This window comes from Gordonia sp. ALPHA1B1 (assembly GCF_005502615.1).
GTDB lineage: Bacteria > Actinomycetota > Actinomycetes > Mycobacteriales > Mycobacteriaceae > Gordonia > Gordonia hongkongensis.
The window spans coordinates 83,795-98,584 of sequence record NZ_SCOC01000004.1 but is presented as its reverse complement, the minus strand read 5'-3'; the positions used below and the strand labels follow the sequence as shown (position 1 = coordinate 98,584).

The following is a 14,790-nucleotide window of genomic DNA, read 5'->3' as shown; positions in this document are numbered from 1 at the left end:
TTGCTGAGAGGCGTGTGTGAAACCACGCCGATTCGGTTGTCCCACGGCGCGTCTACCCGGGCGTGACTGCTCGCAGCTCTAGATTGTGGAGTGGCCTCGTGTGACCAGAGTGAATGAAGGGAGAGTCGCATGCCCAACTCCGTACTGTGGGTCTGTCTCGTCGCGGTCTGGCTCTTCGTGCTGGTCCCGATGGTCATCAAGGGACGCCCGCAGATCCTGAAATCCACCGACGCGGCACGGAAGACGCGACTGCTGCATCGCGGGGGATCGCGTACCACGACCGCGACGAAGAATCGACGCCGGTCGTCCGCGCGCCACCCGCACGATCCGTCCTGGAAGTCCTCGCGCCGCAGCGCCACCGCGACGCTCGAGGCCGGCGCCGAGAACGATGTCGACGCCGAGAAGGCCAAGCCCTCGACCCGACGTGCCGGCAGTGCGAAGGTCGAGAAGCCGACGGCCGAATCCGTGGATGGCGAGATCGACTCCGAGACGGTGGACGCGGCTTCCGATGACGACTCGGTGAACGGTGACATCTCCGCCGACGCCGACGCGGACACCGATCGGGACTTCGATGCGGAGTCCGACGACGAGGCGACCGCGGACGCGGACAGCACCCCTGCCGCCGAGGTCGATGACACCGACGAACTCGACGACGAGTACGAGGACGACTTCGCCGACGTCGACGGAGAAGTCGAGAACGGCGAGCTCGAGGACGCCGAGTTCGAAGACGCCGAATACGACGACGACGCCGAATACGGGGACGACTCCGAATACGAGGACGCGACAGACCAACTCGACGAGGACGAGTACGACGACTACGCCCGCGGGTCGCGTCACACCGAATCGTCGTCGGCTCCAGTCGCGGAGTCCGAGGAGGATGACGCCGACGACGCCGCCGACACCGACCTCGACGAGGTGGCCGACAGCCGCCCGGCGGCGCGGACGGCGAGCAGCCGGCGGACGGGGCGCAGTGTCTACTCGTCGGAGAAGGAACGCGAGCTCAAATACCGCGAACGCCAACGGGTCACGGTGGGTCTGTTCGTGCTGGTGCTGTTGTCGGTCGTGGCCGGCGTCGTCGTCGGGACGCCCGGCTGGGTGGCCACCGGCGTCCTCGGCCTGCTACTGGTCGGCTACCTCGCGTACCTGCGGCGCGCGGTGAAGACGGAGCAGCAGATCCGGGCACAGCGACTCGCCCGTGCCAAGCGGTCGGCGCGCGCCGAGGAGGAGCGTCGTCGACGCGCCGCCGCGGTTCCGGAGTTCGCCGCCGCCCCGCCCCCTCCGCGACTTCGGCGACCAGGTGGCGCAACGGTTCTCGAGATCGACGACGAAGATCCCGTGTTCGATCACATCCCGCCGTTCCAGCGTCGACGGATGGACCGCGAGGACCTGCAGTACCGCCGCGTCGGCTGACTCGTCGAGAGCACTTCGGCGGCAGATCCGTTCAGCAGTGGGTGTCGCCCGGCGACACCCACTGCTGACGCGTTGGGGGCCTACTTGGTGAGTGCCGGCTTGCCATGCGCATCGAGCCACGCCTGACCGGCTTTCGCGGCCCGCGACAGTGCGAAACGTTCGCCGAGGTACGTCGCCGGGGCCCCGATCACGGGGATGTAGGCCAGCATGCGGAAAAAGGCCATCGGTTGCGGACGCTTCTCGAACTCGTCGTCGACGGCGCGAAGCAACTTCGCCGCATCCCAGATCGCGGCGAACAGCGACTTCTCCCGCTCCTTGGGTTCGGACGGTAGGGATTTGCCGGACTCGGCGGTGACATCGGGGTTCGTGAGGTCCCGTTTGCACAGCACCGACGCCAGCAACTGCACCTGTCGCTTGCGATCGGTGACGTCGTACTCCCGGGCGATCGCGACCAGCACCATGGCCTGGTTGGCGAACCCGAGATAGGGCGTGATCGGCAGACGCTTCGCCCACACCCCGAAGACGCCCGGGAACGCCACGGCGCCGGTGTTCAGGGTGCCGATCCGGGTCACCCACCAGCTCGCGCGCTTGTGCATCGACCGCTCGGACCAGCCCTTCGTGCCGGGCCACTCCGCGACGTCGAGCAGCTTCGACGCAGCGTGCTGAGCCTGCTGCAGGCGCGAGTCGGAATGGTCGTCATCGTGGAAGGTGTGGCCCTTCAAGCCGAGCGGATCGCGCTCGGCGAGTGCATCGAGCACCGGGTTGATCACCCCCACGACATTGTCGAGAACACCGGCCAACTGCTGATCAGACATCTGAGGCACCCGACCAGCCTAGCCGTTTGGGAGTCGGCGGCCCCGGGCTGATAAAGTGGCTCGCGGTTGGTCGCAAGGCCTCCCGGGGCTATGGCGCAGTTGGTAGCGCGACTCGTTCGCATCGAGTAGGTCTGGGGTTCGATTCCCCATAGCTCCACCGCACGAGAGGCCCCGTACGCCCGAGTAGGTGTACGGGGCCTCTCGTTCTGACGCGCTGGTCGTCGAGCCAAGGCCAACAATCTGAGAGACTGGTGAACATGATCACCGCGATCCCGCTCGACGTCGATGCGATCGGTGCGGTGTGTGCGCGTTTCGGCGTTGCCAGGTTACGAGTCTTTGGTTCGGTACTCACCGAGAGTTTCGATCCCAGCAGCGACGTCGACTTTCTCGTGGAGTTCAGGGGGGATCGTGACAACGTCTTCCATGACTACTTCGACCTTGAGGCGGCGCTCGAACAGATCGTGGGGCGTGACGTCGACCTGGTGATGGCCAACGCGGTGAAGAATCCGTTCGTGGCGAAGTCGATACTCGACAATGCCGAAGATGTCTATGCGGCCAGGTGAGAGCCACGCGTAGGGTCCGCACTCTCGCCCGCAGGCGGTAGCGCGACACGGTCGCATCGAGTAGGTCTGGGGTTCGATTCCCCATAGCTACACCACACGAGAACCCCGTACGCCCAAGCAGCAGGCGTACGGGGTTCTCGTCGTCTGATGTGCTGGTGATCCAGCCACGGCCCAGAATCCGAGAGACCGGTCAGCTGATCGTAGCGATCCCGGTCGAACAGACCGTGGGGTGCGACGTCGACCTGGTCACGGTTGAGAAGGCCTGACGGTCCCCACCGACAGCCGCGGCGGTGTTCACAGGTTTCGCGCCGGGCGTACACTTCGAGCAACTGGATCGAACATCTGACAGACCCCTGTCGGCGTCGCCGGGGTCAGATGATCGCCCGCGGGTGATCAAGACAGGTGGCAATGGTGATGGTTGTTCCGCGCGTCATGTGTGTTCGCCCACGAGTCTCGTCAACCACCAGGCGAACACGGTGAAGCCGCTGCTCGGCCCGGTCCGAGTGCGATTCGGCGTCGATCCCGCAGCCGCGGTGGCCGGTGCGTGGTATCCGTACACACTTCAACTCGCCGACGAACTACCCGGGATGCTCACGACTGTGCGGGCGATGGTCGGTGACGTCAGCGGAATCGACGTGAACTGGAGCAGCTTTCGCCGTCTTCCCGGCCTGGACTCGCCGGACTCGCCGGAGACGCCTCCCTTGATGACACTCACCACGCCCGCGCGGTCGGTGACCCTGTTGGTCATCCCGCCTCGGACGGTGTCCTCGCTCGCGGCGATACTGCTGCGACAAGCGAGTGGCACTGTCGTTGCGGATGGGCGGTGTCATTCGTTGGAGTTCCGTCGCGCCGAACGAATCCTGGTGCGTGCCGGTCTGGCGGCCACCAGTTGTCGCATTGACGCTCAAACCTCCAGTGCCACTCACGAGGTCGCTTCCAGGATTGTGCCGGGCCCTGCGGTGTAGATTTCGCGCATGACCGCCGCGATGCTGACGTTCGCCGGAACGCTGCTCGTCGCGATGATCGGCGCGGTCATCGCGCGGCTCGACGCCAACGACCGGCACCAGAAGCTGTCGCAGAAGGTCGACATCCTGGCGAAGCTGCCGCACGACTCGGCGGCACATGCGCGGATGAGCGGAATCGTCCTCGACGCCATCGACGAACTCGCGGAGTACGAACACCGGCGGCGGAGCGCGGTCTTCCAGCGGCGGGCACTCACCATGGCGTTACTGGCCTGGCTCGTGGTGGTCGGCCTGCGCATCGCGGCCGAGCAATTCGACGTCGGGCACTACGAGCAGATCATGCACTACGTCGCGGTCACGCTTCTCGTGCTGGGATTCGTCCTAGTCTTCGCCTCGGTGGTGGCCACCATCCGCGACATCCGGCACCGTCACGACGAGGAAGCCGCGTCCAACTGACGACGTTCCGCTCCCGGAAGCCGAGGTCTGTCGCGCTGGGATCTGCCATTTCACAGTGGGTCCTGTGAAACACACATCGTGCCCTGAGACGGTTTGTTAGTTTCCGTCCATGAGATCGCCGAGGATCGTGTGGGGCCTGGTCGTCGCCGTGATCGGGGTGCTGGTCGTGACCGTGGCACCGGCGCGCGCCGACCCGCTGCCCGTCACCTACAACTTCCTGGCCGGGATACCGAACGAGCTCGCGAAACCCGGGGGCTCGCTGCCCGGGTCGAACGACTGGAACTGCAAGCCTTCGGCGCGTCATCCCAACCCGGTCATCCTCGTGCACGGGACCGGCGGATCGCAGCAGACCAACTGGGGCACCTACGTCCCCCTGCTGAAGAACGAGGGGTACTGCGTGTTCGCGCTGACCTATGGCGCGGTGAAGGGAACCCCGTGGCCGATCAGCGCGATCGGCGGCATGGGTGAGATGTCCGCCAGCGCCGCCCAGTTCGGTGCATTCGTGGACAAGGTCCGCCGGACGACCGGCGCGTCCAAGGTCGACATCGTGGGCCACTCCCAGGGGACGGTGGTGCCCGCGTACTACGCGAAGTACCTCGGCGGACGGGACGCCATCGACAACTATGTGTCGCTGGCTCCTGCGTGGCGGGGCTCCGGGGTCGGCGGGAACGACGTGATCATGCCGATCGTCCGGTCTCTCGGGTTGCGGCCCGAGCAGGTGCCGTTCTGTCAGGCCTGTGCCCAGCTCGATCCCGGCGCGGCGGTGCTGCGCAAGATCGCCGCCGGGGGCTACTACCTGCCGTCGATCCGGTATACCAACATCGCCACCCGCTACGACGAGCTCGTGGTGCCGTACACGCTGGGATTGCCGCCGGGCGGATCGAACGTGCGCAACATCGTTGTGCAGGACGGGTGTTCGGTCGACTACACCGAACATGCCGGGATCGCCGGGTCGCGTCGCGCGGCGTTCTTCGTGCTCAACGCGCTCGATCCGGCGAATCCACGACCGGTTCCGTGCGATCGCGCCGCACCCATCACCGGGAGTCCGTTCTGAACGTGAGCAGGCGACGTCTCGGTGGTGGCCGTCGGCGGGTGCGGGCCGGCGTCGTGGCCATGTCGTGCGCCGCGATGCTGCTCGCGATCTGCGGTCTCGGCGGTGTCGGAACCGCCTCGGCATCCGTTCCGCCGCTCGGCCCCGCCTTCGAGTTCGGTGTCGCCCAGTCCGGTTTCCAGTCCGAGGGGTACAACCGTGACTCCAACTGGGTCCGTTACGAAAACCAGGGCCGGGTCGCCCACCGTGTCGGCAACGCCGTCGACTTCTACCATCGCTACGCCGAGGACATCGCCCGCGCGAAGAGTCTGGGCGTCGGCATCTATCGGACGTCGGTCGAGTGGTCGCGAGTGGAACCGTCGCGCGGCCGGGATGATCCGGCAGGGTGGGCGTTCTACGACCGGGTGATCCGCGCGGTCGTCGACGCCGGGATGCGACCCATGATCACCCTCAACCACTGGGTGCACCCGGGCTGGGCGGTCGACCTCGGCGGTTGGAACCGTCCGCAGATGTCCGCGGACCTCGTGCGTTTCGCCGAGCGGGTGGTCGACCGGTACTCCTGGGCCGACCCGTTGTGGATCACCTTCAACGAACCCACCGAATACGTTCGGCGCGAACTGATGTACGAGGGAGTGGCACCGCAGAACGTGGGGCTCATGGCCGACGGGATCGTCGCCGCGCACCGCTCGATCCACCGATACATCCACCGCGTGCAGCCGGGCGCCCAGGTGTCGTCGAACATGGCGTACTACCCGATCGCCGGCCTGCAGACATGGCTGGAATCGGTCTTCCCGCAGCGCATGCGCGACACGCTCGACTTCGTGGGTGTCGACCACTACTACTCGTTCTCGGTCACCGACGCCTCCGTCGCCAATGGTGCCTACGGTGAGTTCTGGAAGAGTTCGCAGGCACCGGAGAGCATCTACTACGTGCTACGTCATGTCGCGCAACAGTTCCCGGGTAAGCAGATCCGGGTGATCGAGAACGGGCTGGCCACCGACCCGCAGGGCCGGCGGCCCGACGGTTACCGCCGGGCCGATCACCTTCGCGACACCGTCTACTGGTTGCAGCGCGCCCGACAGGACGGCATCGACGTGGCGTCCTACAACTACTGGAGTCTCACCGACAACTACGAATGGGGCGACTTCGATTCGCGCTTCGGCCTGTACACCGTCGATGCGGAGCGTGACCCGACTCTGACCCGTCACCCGACCGATGCAGTCGCCGCCTACCGTGAGATCACTCGCGACAACGGCGTTCGCCCGGGGTACCGCCCGACGCGGATGCCGGTGACGTGTTCGCTCGTGGCGGTGCCGGACAGTTGCGCGAATCCGGCTGTCGTGCGGTGACTTTCTCGCCGTCACTCACGCGACGCCGAGGGCCCGCAGGCCGGCGGCGGTGGCCGCGGCGAGGATGACCACGACCGCGAGGGGTGCCCTCAACAGCGCCGCGATCACCCCGACCGTCACGCCGGCGGGCCGCGCCCAGCCGGCGAAGTCGTGGTCGATGAAGAACGCGCCGGTCAGCGCGACGGCGACGAGCAGGACAACGGTCGCCCGATCCATCAGCTTCTCGACCCCGTCCGAGACCGAGATGCGATTTCGCAGAACGGGTCCGGCGGCGCGCATCGCATAGGTGCCGACCGCGAGGACCGTGATACCGATGGCGAGGGAGATGCCGGTGCTCATCGACAGCCCGGAACGCTGTTGTGCTGGAGCGCCGCTCGCGACGATGCGGTCTCGTTCACGGTGTCCGTCCTCGTGCCGGGTAGGGCCGGTGCGCTCGGTGGGGTCCGCCGAAGCCGGCGGAGTGACTCCACGGCGGCGAAGCCCACAAGCGCTCCCATGATGGGCAACCCGGCCGGTAGGAACGGCGTCGAGGCCACGGCCACCGCCGCGCCGACGGTCACGGCCGCCCAGGTGGCGCCGTCGCGCAGGGCCGGGATGGCCAGCGCGGCGAGCAGAGCGGGGAAGGCGGCGTCGAGCCCGAGGCTCGCGGGATCGGCGACCACACCGCCGAGCGTGGCACCCAGTGCTGCGCCGACGGGCCACGAGACCAGAACGCCGAGTCCGCACAAGAGGAAAGCGGCCCGTGCCCGACGCGGGTCGGATTCGGCGGTCGCCAGCGCGGCCGTCTCGTCGTTGATGAGGTGGGCGCCGAGGACGATCTCCGGGGTGCCGCGCAGATGCTTGCCGACGGCCAGGCCGTACCCGAAGTTGCGGGTGTTGACCAACAGGCCCGCCAGTGCGGCAAGGATCGGCGCCCCGCCGGCGGCCAGGATGCCGACGAAGACGAACTCCGACGATCCGGCGAGGACGACCGTGGCGATCACAACGATCTGCCAGAGGGCGAGACCCGCGCCGTGCGCGGCCACCCCGTACGACGTCCCGATGACCAGAACGGACAGGGACATCACCACGACGGCGCGCAGGGTCGCCGTGTCGAGTGTTCTCCACGCCGAACGCATGACTATCATAGTGAACAAGAGAAGTGTGTTCGTCAAGATGGACGATCGGACGGTTTGATGAACGAGGCTCGGTCGGTGAACCCCAAAGAGCTGGTCGCCGCGTCGTTGAAGAGGGAACGCGCACGGGCGGGTCTGTCGCTGACCGAGCTCGCGCGTCGTGCCGGGATCGGGAAGTCGACGCTGTCCCAGCTCGAATCGGGGGAGGGGAACCCCAGTGTCGAGACGCTGTGGGCGCTCTCCACGGCGCTCGGTGTGCAGTTCTCGGCGTTGCTGGACTCGCCCACGCCGACCGTCGAGGTCATCCGGTTCGGTGAGGGGCCCGTGATCCCCGCCGCGGACGCCGACTACTCGGCAACCCTGTTGTCCACCGCGTCGCCGGGGTCGCGGCGCGACATGTATGTCATCCGCGCCGAACCGGGCAAGCCGAGGGTGTCGGCACCACATGCGTGCGGGATCGTCGAACACGTCGTGATCAGCTGCGGCCGAGCGCGTCTCGGGCCCACCGATGCCGCCGAGGTGCTGTCGGCCGGTGACTACATCTCGTATCCCGGTGATGTCGAGCACGTCTTCGACGCGCTCGAGCCCGGCACTGTTGCCGTGATGCTCAGCGAGGCGTTCTGAGGTTGCGGGACAGAGCCTTTGAAGGCCGCAGAGGCCTGAGAAGCGCCGCTGAAACCGCCCTTGAGAGGCGCGGCGTCGACCGCCTGCCGTCGGGAGCGCTGTCCTGGGCGCTCCTCGGCCGGGTTTCCGACGACCCCGCCGGTGTGGGCGAAACGCGACGTGCATCACAGCGATTCGCGGTATCGATCACCGACGCGTACTGTTGCCAGAAGTGATGCGCCCGTACAGGCCGCGTCTAGCGTCGTAGAACGCCTCTCTCGCAGGTCCGGACATCCGACACCGGTCGGCCACCTGCCATTGACTTCATACGGCGAACGAGCTCGCGCACCCGCGTGTTCGCCACCGGCACCGCCCTTGCACGTCAGTCGTGCTGTTCGCGTGCCAAGCACAGGAAGAAACCTGCACACCACATGACTGCTGTCCTCGAAAACCCGGCCACCTCCACCGATGCTGCTGCGTCGGCGCCTGGTGTGTCGTTCGAATCCCTCGGTGTCCCAACCGAACTCGTCAAGGTTCTCGCCTCTCAGGGCAAGACCGACGCCTTCCCGATCCAGAAGGACACCCTCCCCGACACCCTCGACGGCAAGGATGTCCTGGGCCGCGGCAAGACCGGCTCGGGCAAGACCCTCGCCTTCTCCATCCCGCTCGTCGCCGGCCTGGCCGAGATGCAGGTCAAGCGCTACGTGGGGGCACCCACGGGGCTGATCCTGGCGCCGACCCGCGAACTCGCGACCCAGATCGCCGCGGTCGTCGAGCCGCTCGCCGCCTCCGTGGGACTCACCGTCACCACCGTGTTCGGCGGCGTCAAGCAGACCCGCCAGGAGCAGGCGTTCCGGCGCGGTGTCGACATCGTCGTCGCGTGCCCCGGACGTCTCGAGGACCTGATGCGTCAGGGCATCGTCCGGCTCGACGAGGTCGAGATCACCGTGATCGACGAGGCCGACCACATGGCCGACCTCGGCTTCCTGCCCGTCGTGACCAAGATCCTCGCCGCGACCCCCGCCGACGGTCAGCGGATGCTGTTCTCGGCGACGTTGGACAACGGCGTCGACAAACTGGCCAAGCGGTTCCTCGACAACCCGGTGCTCCACTCGGTGGATTCGGCGGAGTCGCCGGTGGCCGCGATGACCCACCACGTCTTCGAGGTCTCCTCGGCAGACAAGCAGGATCTCGTCGCCGAGCTCGCCTCCGGCACCGGTCGACGCATACTGTTCATGCGCACCAAGCACCAGGCCAAGAAGCTCGCCAAGAAGCTGACCGAGGCCGGGATCCCGGCCGTCGACCTGCACGGGAATCTCAGCCAGGCGCAGCGCGACCGCAACCTGGCCGCATTCGGCGAGGGTGACGTCCGCGTCCTCGTCGCCACCGACGTCGCCGCCCGTGGCGTGCACGTCGACGGCATCGAACTCGTCGTGCATGTCGATCCGCCGGCCGAGCACAAGGCGTACCTGCACCGCTCGGGCCGTACCGCCCGCGCCGGTTCGGCCGGCGACGTTGTGACCGTCTGCCTGCACGAGCAGCGTCGCGAGGTCGCACAACTACTGCGCAAGGCCAAGATCAAGGTGACACCCATCGCTGTCGACGCATCGTCGGCAGCCGTCGACGAGCTGGTCGGCGAGCGCGCCGACCGCGTGTCCGCTGCGGCACGCGCAGCCGCCGAAGCCGCTCGTGGCGGTGGTGCACAGGGCGGCCGGTCCCAGGGAGGTCGTTCCCAGGGCGGTCGTTCGCAGGGGAGTCGACGCGGCGGTCGTGGTCGAGGCCAGGGCGGCAACGGCGGCGCTCGTGGCGAGAGCCGGAGCGCCGGAACCGGCGGCGGCCGGAACGCTACCGGCGGTGACTCGCGCGGTACTCGCGGCGACGGCCGCGGCCGTCCGGCTCGGAGCGACTCGCGCGCGGGCGGTTCGCGCTCGTCGGACGCGCGCACCGGAGGCCAGGGACGCGGCGCCGGGCAGTCGCGCGGCGCCGGGCAGTCGCGCGGCGGCGACCAGCAGCGGGCGGGCGCCCGCGGGCAGGGACGCCGGGCGAGCCGTCCGGCGGGTTCGCCGACCGGTCGCTGACCGGGGCTCACCCGCGAAAGACAACTGAAGAACGATGTCGAGCCTCGAGGGGCCGGTGACCACGGTTGCCGCCCTTCGAGGCTCGTCGCTTTCGCTCCTCGCACCTCAGGGGGCAGGGGCGCTCGACGTTATTGCGCGCCCGGAGTATCTGAGGCCTGGCGGCGCCGTTGTGGACTACGAAAGAACACCCGTGAGCGTCCAGATTCATGCTCCCTGAGGTGCGAGCGAAGCGAGCCACGAAGGGCGAGGTGCAACGCTCGCCAGCCCTTCGTGGCTCATCGCTATCGCTCCTCACACCTCAGGGAGCAAGGGTTATGTGCTTCTTTCGGAACAGCAAGCGGGGGTTGGTCGCGCGCTCTGCAGCGGGGCGATCAGGCAGGCAGGAACCGCTGGGCGAGTCGCGGTGCGAGCCACGGCCGGGCACCCCAGGCGATGCCCTTCCCGGTGAGTCCGACCCACCCCGGGGACAGGCGACCGTAACCGGCGAGGAGAGCGGTCGCGGGGTCCACGCTGATGTGGACGTCGGCCCGGCGTGGCTCCGGCGGATCGATGTGCAGCTCACCGTCGGTGAACTCGTAGACGTGCCGTTCGCCGCACCCGCGGAGCCGGATGTCGTAGGTGCCGGAGTGCCCGGCGGCGTGCAGCGGATCGACCCAACTGGGCAGGATGTGTTGGCGTGCCCGGATGATCATCAGCACCACGTCCGGTTCGACCCACCAGCGGGCCCCGACAGCGCGTGCGATGTCGCGGGCGTGCACCACGAACTCGCCGATCAGCAGGCCGAGAGCGGCGTCGGCCCGGATGACGCGGTCGCCGTCGAAGTGCATCTTCGGGACCTGCGCGTGGAAATGCGACACCTCGTCGACGAGTTCGCGGAGGTCGTCGGTCAATCGTCGGCAGAGCACTGTCACGTCGCGCGTCGGCAAGTTGGCGATCTGTTTGGCATTGAAGTCGGGTACGTCGACCGCCGAACAGCACCACTCACCTTCGCCGCGCGCGAGTTCGAGGAAGCGCGACGGCGCCATCGCGACATGGCCGACACAATCGGTCAACGTCCAGGCGGGGGTGTCGGGGAGCCGGGTGTCGGGGTCGCCGACACCGAGCACGAGATCGGTGAACCGATCCGCAGTCGTGAGCGCGGCGTCGATGTAGTCAAACCTCGAGAACATCCCCGTCGCGCGTGGTTCCTCCCCCCACATGGGGCACGAGATTACCCCGGCCCGTTGCGACGTGCGACACATTCCGTGCCGACACGTCGAACCTGTGGACAGATGTGCAACGTGCGCAACATTATTCACAAACGCGCACCGTGATTCTCAGTCACGCGACACCGCCGGGGCGGCTTCGCCGAGCCGTACGCAGACGACGCCGAGCACGATGAGCAGGCCGCCGGCGAGTTGAATCGGTGCCGGCAGTTCGTCGAGCACGAGCCAGGCGAAGACCACCGCGAACAGCACCTCGGACAACGCCACGAACGACATCACCCGGGCCCCGAGCAGCCGGCCGCCCGCGATGCCGAAGCCGTAGGCCATGGCGGCCGAGACCACACCCAGCAGCACGAGCGGGATCCACCAGGCCACCTCGAGCGCACCGACCTTGACCGGGTCCGTGGTCATGGTCATCGGCAGGATCCCGGTCAGCCCCGCGACGACGAGGGCCAGTGCGCCGATGAGCAGGCCACCCGCGGCCAGGCTCAGGGGCGGCCAGCCCGTGCGGTCGTCGGCGGAGATCACGAAGTAGGCGGCGGCCCCGACCATCGCGGCGAGCGCCCACAGCACCCCGATCGCGCTGATCGGGACGTCGCCGGTCAGGTCGAGGACGAGCGCGAGTCCCCCGATCGCGAGTGCCGCGCCGAGCACGGTGACGCGACCCGGACGCTGACCGTGGCGCAGCCACATCCACACCAGCACGGCGACCGGGGCGGTGTATTCGATGAGCAGCGCGACGCCGACCTGCAGGTAGGTCACGGCATAGAAGTAGGCCAGCTGACAGCCGGCCACCGCGAGGAGTCCGTAGGCGACGAGCACCGTCCAGGACCGTCGGCCCGGTTGCTCGGGCAGCGGCTGCCGACGGTCGCGAAAGGCGAGGAAGCCGGGAATGGCCAGGACCAGACCGCCTAGTGCGATGCGGACGGTGACGGTCGCACCGGCCGTCCATCCCGCCTCGATCATGGCCCGGGCGAGCACCCCCGAGATGCCGAAACAGGCCGACGAGATCAGCGCGAGTGTGAGACCCAGCGCGGGTCGCGAGAGCGGGGCAGTGCGGTCCGCGGTCCTCACGGATTCTTGGCGGCGACGATGGCCGAGCGAACGGCCTCCCGGCATTCCGTGCCCGCCGGCTCACCCGTTCCGAGGTAGAAGCTGCCCGGGCGCCCTTCATGACCGGCGAACCCGGTCACCGAGAATCCGTCCGACTCCGGGACATACGGGGTCGACGACATCGACGCGATGGCGAGCGGACACGACAGCGCCGACACCCCACGTTCGGCCCCGGACACCACGACGATCAGGTGGGTCGGATGCAGCACGATGAGCGTCTGGTGTTCGTAATCGGGGTCGACGGGGTTGCTGCGTCGTCCGAAGAGCTTGCCGAAGAACGTGGTCGACGGCGGGTTGATGCTCCGGGTGATCCACGCCGGCAGGTCGTCGGTGACGGTGAGCTGTGTCGAGTCGGCATGGTCGCGCAGCGTGGCGGCGACGTCGGCGGGTAGATCGGACAGATCGGCGCGCACGGTGGTGCGCTGGTACGCGGGGAGCCCCATGGCTGAAATCTAGCGCAGCAGTCCGTCAATCGAGGCCGGCGACGGACGACGCGACGCCGAGGCGTCGGCCGAGCAACCGACGGCGACGCGGTGCCGAGGCCTCGGTCGCGTTCGACTCGAGGTCGTCGAGCAATGAGGCGACGGTCTGCGCCGAGTCGGTCTTGTTGGTGCCGATGAAGCCCGACGGACCGCGCTTGATCCAGCCGGTCACATACATCCCGGGTACAGGCTCGGTCCCGTCGAGCACGCGGCCGTCGAGGTGCGGGATGATCCCGGCCGCGTCGTCGAACGGGAGACCCGGGACCGCGACACCGCGGTAACCGACCGAGGTGAGGACGAGCCCGGTCTCGAGCCCCACCGTCTCGCCGGTGGGTTCGATGCCGACCGCGGCTCCGGAGTCGTCGGTGACCGGGCGGTTGCGGCCCGCGGTCAACACGCTCGCGCGGCCGTCCGCACCGGCGGTCACCTTCATCGGAGAGGCGAAGAACGCCAATCGGATTCGACGGCCCTTGGGTTCGGGGCGGGCGGCGCACTCGGCCAGGAGATCGAGCTTGGCACGAGTCGTGGTGTCCAGGTCGGCGGGTGCGGGCAGCGCTTCGAGGTCGGCGGCGTCGACGGTGACCGGGACCCCCGAGTCGACCAGTCCGATGAGTTCGGGCAGGGTGAAGGCCGCGTGCGCGGGTCCGCGACGGCCCATCACCACCACCTCGCGGACCGACGAGGACCGCAGCTTCGCCAGTGCCGGACGGGAGATGTCGGTGGCGGCGAGGGTGCGCGGGTCGGCGACGAGGATGCGTGCGACGTCGAGGGCGACGTTGCCGTTGCCCACGACCACGACGCGCTCGGTGTCGAGATCGACGTAAAGGTCGGCGAAGTCGGGATGGCCGTTGTACCAACCCACGAAGGATGTCGCGCTGGACACTCCGGGGAGATCGAAACCCGGCAGCGCGAGTTGCCGGTCGGTGGGTGCCCCGCCCGCCCAGATCACGCCCTGGTGACGGTCGCGCAGGTCGGCCAGGGTGAGGTCCCGCCCGACCTCGGTGTTCAGCAGGATCTCCAGTCGGGGGTTGCGCGCGATGTCGTCGAACAGCTCCATCACCTTGCGGGTGTGCAGGTGATCGGGCGCGACGCCGAACCGTGCCAGCCCGAACGGCCGGTCGAGACGTTCGTACATGGTGACCGAGACCTGTGGCTGCCGCAGCAGCTCGTCGGCCGCGTACATCGCCGACGGGCCCGAACCCACGATGCCGATCGAGATCGAGGTGTCGACGGCCAGCTGCCGCGGACGATCGATGGGCGCGAGGGGCAGCCGACGGGCCGGGTCGACGGGGAAGCGCGCGGCTCCGTCGGCCGGATCGTGGTACTGGGTCGCGTTGACCTCGACGAACCGTTCCTGCCCAGCCGGCATGCGATGTCCCGGAACGATGGCGCCGACCGGGCACGCACTGACACATGCGCCGCAGTCGACGCAGGTCGCGGGATCGATGTACAGCATCTCGGCGATGCCGAAATCGGGCTCTTCAGGCGTGGGGTGGATGCAGTTGACGGGACATGCGTACACGCACGACGCGTCGCCGCAGCACGCCTGGGTGACGACGTGGGGCATGGTCTCGGGTTCTACCTGCGT

At 68.1% G+C, this 14,790-nt stretch carries 15 protein-coding genes and 1 tRNA gene; 9 read left to right on the top strand and 7 right to left on the bottom strand.

From position 1 onward, the window contains the following. Positions 1-129: 129 nt before the first annotated feature. Complete coding sequence (gene glpR, locus FFS52_RS03910) at positions 130-1,410, top strand: gephyrin-like molybdotransferase receptor GlpR (RefSeq protein WP_137808896.1); 1,281 nt, start codon at positions 130-132, stop codon at positions 1,408-1,410. Positions 1,411-1,490: 80 nt separating this feature from the next. On the opposite strand, the gene FFS52_RS03905 is transcribed toward glpR, so the two are convergent. Then, positions 1,491-2,234, bottom strand: coding sequence for a hypothetical protein (locus FFS52_RS03905; protein ID WP_065630195.1), 744 nt, complete (start codon positions 2,232-2,234; stop codon positions 1,491-1,493). 75 nt (positions 2,235-2,309) lie between these two features. Here FFS52_RS03905 and FFS52_RS03900 point away from each other — a divergent pair. From FFS52_RS03900 to FFS52_RS03870, 6 genes are all read left to right on the top strand, one after another. Beyond that, positions 2,310-2,382: transfer RNA gene (locus FFS52_RS03900), tRNA-Ala, on the top strand. 100 nt (positions 2,383-2,482) lie between these two features. After that, the gene (locus FFS52_RS03895; protein ID WP_137808895.1) at positions 2,483-2,788 is read left to right on the top strand and encodes a nucleotidyltransferase domain-containing protein; all 306 of its coding nucleotides are present in this window, start codon (positions 2,483-2,485) and stop codon (positions 2,786-2,788) included. Between the two features lie 476 nt (positions 2,789-3,264). After that, complete coding sequence (locus tag FFS52_RS23835) at positions 3,265-3,753, top strand: DUF5994 family protein (protein WP_242696991.1); 489 nt, start codon at positions 3,265-3,267, stop codon at positions 3,751-3,753. 9 nt (positions 3,754-3,762) lie between these two features. Continuing rightward, the gene (locus FFS52_RS03880) at positions 3,763-4,206 is read left to right on the top strand and encodes a hypothetical protein (RefSeq protein ID WP_065630194.1); all 444 of its coding nucleotides are present in this window, start codon (positions 3,763-3,765) and stop codon (positions 4,204-4,206) included. A 109-nt stretch (positions 4,207-4,315) separates the two neighbouring features. Next, the gene (locus FFS52_RS03875; RefSeq protein WP_137808894.1) at positions 4,316-5,260 is read left to right on the top strand and encodes an alpha/beta fold hydrolase; all 945 of its coding nucleotides are present in this window, start codon (positions 4,316-4,318) and stop codon (positions 5,258-5,260) included. 59 nt (positions 5,261-5,319) lie between these two features. Further along, entirely contained in the window at positions 5,320-6,606 is a 1,287-nt protein-coding gene (locus FFS52_RS03870) for a family 1 glycosylhydrolase (protein WP_137808970.1), read from the top strand. Positions 6,607-6,621: 15 nt separating this feature from the next. On the opposite strand, the gene FFS52_RS03865 is transcribed toward FFS52_RS03870, so the two are convergent. Both FFS52_RS03865 and FFS52_RS03860 read right to left on the bottom strand, forming a co-directional pair. Next, a complete protein-coding gene (locus FFS52_RS03865; protein ID WP_137808893.1) occupies positions 6,622-6,945 on the bottom strand; it encodes an AzlD domain-containing protein in 324 nt (107 codons plus the stop codon). Next, the gene (locus FFS52_RS03860; RefSeq protein ID WP_137808892.1) at positions 6,942-7,724 is read right to left on the bottom strand and encodes an AzlC family ABC transporter permease; all 783 of its coding nucleotides are present in this window, start codon (positions 7,722-7,724) and stop codon (positions 6,942-6,944) included. The genes FFS52_RS03865 and FFS52_RS03860 overlap by 4 nt, the downstream gene beginning before the upstream one ends. A 57-nt stretch (positions 7,725-7,781) precedes the next feature. Here FFS52_RS03860 and FFS52_RS03855 point away from each other — a divergent pair, with 57 nt between their 5' ends. Both FFS52_RS03855 and FFS52_RS03850 read left to right on the top strand, forming a co-directional pair. Further along, positions 7,782-8,345, top strand: a complete 564-nt coding sequence (locus FFS52_RS03855; RefSeq protein ID WP_137808891.1) for a helix-turn-helix domain-containing protein — start codon at positions 7,782-7,784, stop codon at positions 8,343-8,345. Between the two features lie 410 nt (positions 8,346-8,755). Further along, the gene (locus tag FFS52_RS03850; protein ID WP_137808890.1) at positions 8,756-10,402 is read left to right on the top strand and encodes a DEAD/DEAH box helicase; all 1,647 of its coding nucleotides are present in this window, start codon (positions 8,756-8,758) and stop codon (positions 10,400-10,402) included. A 371-nt stretch (positions 10,403-10,773) separates the two neighbouring features. Here the strand turns inward: FFS52_RS03850 and FFS52_RS03845 are convergent, their stop codons facing one another. From FFS52_RS03845 to FFS52_RS03830, 4 genes are all read right to left on the bottom strand, one after another. After that, positions 10,774-11,601, bottom strand: a complete 828-nt coding sequence (locus FFS52_RS03845) for a maleylpyruvate isomerase N-terminal domain-containing protein (protein WP_137808889.1) — start codon at positions 11,599-11,601, stop codon at positions 10,774-10,776. Positions 11,602-11,718: 117 nt separating this feature from the next. Next, positions 11,719-12,681, bottom strand: coding sequence for an EamA family transporter (locus tag FFS52_RS03840; protein WP_137808888.1), 963 nt, complete (start codon positions 12,679-12,681; stop codon positions 11,719-11,721). After that, the gene (locus FFS52_RS03835; protein ID WP_137808887.1) at positions 12,678-13,163 is read right to left on the bottom strand and encodes a hypothetical protein; all 486 of its coding nucleotides are present in this window, start codon (positions 13,161-13,163) and stop codon (positions 12,678-12,680) included. Before FFS52_RS03835 ends, FFS52_RS03840 begins: the two co-directional genes overlap by 4 nt. A gap of 25 nt (positions 13,164-13,188) precedes the next feature. Next, positions 13,189-14,769, bottom strand: a complete 1,581-nt coding sequence (locus FFS52_RS03830; RefSeq protein WP_137808886.1) for a 4Fe-4S binding protein — start codon at positions 14,767-14,769, stop codon at positions 13,189-13,191. Positions 14,770-14,790 lie beyond the last annotated feature (21 nt).

What these genes read in the sequence shown, in the direction of transcription:
- glpR (WP_137808896.1), top strand. Translation starts at nt 130, where the DNA reads ATGCCCAACTCCGTACTGTGGGTCTGTCTCGTCGCGGTCTGGCTCTTC.
- FFS52_RS03895 (WP_137808895.1), top strand. Translation starts at nt 2,483, where the DNA reads ATGATCACCGCGATCCCGCTCGACGTCGATGCGATCGGTGCGGTGTGT.
- FFS52_RS03880 (WP_065630194.1), top strand. Translation starts at nt 3,763, where the DNA reads ATGACCGCCGCGATGCTGACGTTCGCCGGAACGCTGCTCGTCGCGATG.
- FFS52_RS03875 (WP_137808894.1), top strand. Translation starts at nt 4,316, where the DNA reads ATGAGATCGCCGAGGATCGTGTGGGGCCTGGTCGTCGCCGTGATCGGG.
- FFS52_RS03870 (WP_137808970.1), top strand. Translation starts at nt 5,320, where the DNA reads ATGTCGTGCGCCGCGATGCTGCTCGCGATCTGCGGTCTCGGCGGTGTC.
- FFS52_RS03865 (WP_137808893.1), bottom strand. Translation starts at nt 6,945, where the DNA reads ATGAGCACCGGCATCTCCCTCGCCATCGGTATCACGGTCCTCGCGGTC.
- FFS52_RS03860 (WP_137808892.1), bottom strand. Translation starts at nt 7,724, where the DNA reads ATGCGTTCGGCGTGGAGAACACTCGACACGGCGACCCTGCGCGCCGTC.
- FFS52_RS03855 (WP_137808891.1), top strand. Translation starts at nt 7,782, where the DNA reads ATGAACGAGGCTCGGTCGGTGAACCCCAAAGAGCTGGTCGCCGCGTCG.
- FFS52_RS03850 (WP_137808890.1), top strand. Translation starts at nt 8,756, where the DNA reads ATGACTGCTGTCCTCGAAAACCCGGCCACCTCCACCGATGCTGCTGCG.
- FFS52_RS03845 (WP_137808889.1), bottom strand. Translation starts at nt 11,601, where the DNA reads ATGTGGGGGGAGGAACCACGCGCGACGGGGATGTTCTCGAGGTTTGAC.
- FFS52_RS03835 (WP_137808887.1), bottom strand. Translation starts at nt 13,163, where the DNA reads ATGGGGCTCCCCGCGTACCAGCGCACCACCGTGCGCGCCGATCTGTCC.
- FFS52_RS03830 (WP_137808886.1), bottom strand. Translation starts at nt 14,769, where the DNA reads ATGCCCCACGTCGTCACCCAGGCGTGCTGCGGCGACGCGTCGTGCGTG.